At 64.7% G+C, this 2,688-nt stretch carries 4 protein-coding genes; all 4 read left to right on the top strand.

From position 1 onward, the window contains the following. Positions 1-586, top strand: a 586-nt coding sequence (locus FJY88_13340; GenBank protein ID MBM3288311.1) for a hypothetical protein, incomplete at its 5' end; no start/stop codon positions are given. Positions 587-634: 48 nt separating this feature from the next. Beyond that, positions 635-874, top strand: coding sequence for a hypothetical protein (locus FJY88_13335; protein ID MBM3288310.1), 240 nt, complete (start codon positions 635-637; stop codon positions 872-874). Between the two features lie 747 nt (positions 875-1,621). Then, positions 1,622-2,269 carry a hypothetical protein gene (locus tag FJY88_13330; GenBank protein MBM3288309.1) on the top strand — a complete coding sequence of 216 codons (648 nt, stop codon included), beginning with the start codon at positions 1,622-1,624 and terminating at the stop codon, positions 2,267-2,269. Further along, positions 2,253-2,688: hypothetical protein (locus tag FJY88_13325; protein MBM3288308.1), on the top strand; the 436-nt coding region annotated here is incomplete at its 3' end. The genes FJY88_13330 and FJY88_13325, both read left to right, overlap by 17 nt.

Here is a 2,688-nt window from a genome sequence, read left to right as displayed (position 1 = left end):
GAAGCTGGCGAGATACATCGCGCGTGAAGGACTTGTGGAGCCGCTGGTCGTGCGGCCGCATCCGAAGATCGACGGGGAGTTCGAGATCCTGGGCGGGGAGCATCGATGGAAGATCTGTGCGGAGAAGTTGCAGTACGGGACGGTGCCCTGCGTGATCGTGACGGGGCTGGACGACAAGCGGGCGAAGGTTTTAAGCATCAACCTAAACGAAATGAGCGGCGCCTCTGTGCCGTCGCTCTTGTCGAAGCTGTTGAGCGACTTGCATCAGGAGATGCCGATGCCGGACATGGAGGCGGTCCTGCCGTACGACGCGAAGGAGATCCAAGATGCTTTAGCACTCATGCAACTGCCCGAGGGACTCGCGGACGATCTCGAAGACGAAGCCGCGACGATGGACAAGGAGTCGCCGATGGTCGTGACGGTTGTGCTCGACAAGACGCAGGCGGCGACGTTCGAGCGGGCGATGGAGAAGGCGAGCGACGAGATCGGGAAGGCGAAGGACTTTCGAGCGCGAGCGGTCACAAGGATGGCGACGGCGTACCTTGCCGAGGGTGAATCGAAGTGTCGGGCACCGGCGGATCAGTAATGGGAACGCGTCCTCGCCATCGGCCCGGCGAGAAAGGAAGGGAGCCTGATGAGTGACAGGAAGGTCGCCGTGGTGTACTTCGCCGCGGGGATGGGTCTTGCCCTCCCGGCGCTGTTCGCGAACGGGTGGAGAAGCGGCTATTCCCCAACGCACGGGTTTCTACAGATCTTCGGTGGCGTGGTCGGTGCGGTCTTTCTGCTGATCGCGTGGAGGTTGTGGGTGCTGGGGAAGAGAACGCCTTCGGCGAAGCGGGGGAGTCAGGGGGCTGGCGTCGAGGGGGGTTCTTAAGAGCATGTCTTCCCGATCGCCTGTCGGTAGCCCTTGCGGGAGGGGGATTGCGCGTCGGTGAAGCCGTGACTTCGGGGCTCACCGAGAGCGGGCATCCTCACCGCCACCTCCCGACTCGGGTTCCCGGAGAGGTAGATCGCATGACCCGATGTGGAGTAGGGAGTAGCCGCCCGGTACGAGCCGGGCATGGGGTACCTCCCCGGTGGGATCCGAGGGGGAGTGAGCACGGTCCCGGGCCGGTGACCAGAAAAGTGGTCGCTAGGAATTACTCTCCCTTTATAAGGGCCTTCGGTCTGAGTGCCGGGACCGGCGAACCAGGGCATCCTCCCTATCTCGCCCTCCCGCCGAAGTGGCAGAGGATCGCCGGGAGGTGCCCTCGGAATTCGGGGTCGTGTGGCTGTGTGGGGGGGGCTTTAAGTTGTTGATTTACAAGGAACTGGTGGTTTCTCTGAAACGACCCCGGAAAGGGTCACCTTTCACCCCCGGCGAAGGTGTGTCAAAATGACACACATGGGGGCCTGAGGTCCCCGTGGGGAGGCGAGGAAGACGCGGGATCGGAGCGGTTTCGGCGGGGGTGCGGAAGGCCGCGGAGGCGGGCTGTTCGAGCTAACCGCCCACGGGGCCTTACGTTGCGCGACGGAAAGGATCTTTGCCCCCCACGCCGTGGGGGCGCTCTTTCGGGCCGCTGGCGGGCTGTGTGAGCGCCGGTGGGGCCGAGAACAGCTGAAAGCGCAAGGAGTTCGGACGATGGGCGGAAAGAAGGAGGTCGACCCGATCCTGGAGGAGTTCGAGAACCTACCGGTGCCGCTACCGAGCAGCCTGCCCGGCGAGGTCCGGGTGCCGGTGGTGAAGGGAGTGCTCCGCCTGGGCCGGACGGGGATTCGGCACGGGTACCACTGCGGGGATGCGGTCGAGATCCCGACGAGCCTGACCTGCAACTGCTGTCCGCTCTATCACGTGAAGCGCAAGGACCACCGGCATCCCCTCTCGTGCAAGACCGGCAAGAAACACCTGATCTGCCCGATCCTCACGGCGCGTCAGGTCGGCTGGGCGCACGAGCTGATTACCGAGGTGAGCGAGGCGACGGGGGTGCCGCCGACGGCGACGGACCGGATTCGCATCGAGCAGATCGTGCGGCTGCGATCCCGCCTGTGGCAGATCGAGAACTTCCTCAAGGTGGTTGGTCTTTTGGACCTCAAGCAAGGGGAGATGCGCAACGTGGCGGAGCGTCTGACCACGGTCGAGAACGCTCTTTCGCGCTCGGTCGGTGAGTTCCGCCAGGCGATCGCGGAGCGTCGTGTGGCGAAGCCGACGGTCCCGACGCTCTCCGAGTACTTAGCCGTGAAGGCGGAAGAGGCGAAGGAACCGGAGGGTGGGGATGGCGCGGACGGTTGACATCATCGCGGCGATTCGCGACCCGAACATCCTGGGGGACGTGTTGTCGCCGGCGCAAGAGGCGGGTCTCCGCACGCTGTACGGCTTGGAGATTCCACGAGCGCAGGAGCCGATCGTTCGCCGGTGCACGGGTCACCCGCCGCGCACGCCGAAGGAGCACCGCGAGGGCGCATTCATCTGCGGGAGGCGTTCGGGGAAGAGCGACAAGATCTGCGCGAACGTCGCGATCTACGAGGCGTTCTTCCGGCAGCACGAGCTGACCGTGGGGCAGAAGGGGGTCGTCCTCCTTCTCGCGCAGAACATGCGCCAAGCCCAGGTCGTGCGCGGGTACATCGAGGGAAAAGTAACGCGCAGCCCGATCCTCTTCCGCCATGTGGAGGGCGTGCGCTCGCACGAGATCGACCTCGACAATCGGATCA

The organism is Candidatus Eisenbacteria bacterium, from assembly GCA_016867495.1.
In the GTDB taxonomy this organism is placed as follows: domain Bacteria; phylum Eisenbacteria; class RBG-16-71-46; order CAIMUX01; family VGJL01; genus VGJL01.
The sequence above is the reverse complement of the archived record's forward strand: the minus strand, read 5'-3'. Positions and strand labels throughout refer to the sequence as shown.

Bases quoted from the DNA above. Each gene is read 5' to 3' on its own strand.
- FJY88_13335 (MBM3288310.1), top strand. From the start codon at position 635: ATGAGTGACAGGAAGGTCGCCGTGGTGTACTTCGCCGCGGGGATGGGT.
- FJY88_13330 (MBM3288309.1), top strand. From the start codon at position 1,622: ATGGGCGGAAAGAAGGAGGTCGACCCGATCCTGGAGGAGTTCGAGAAC.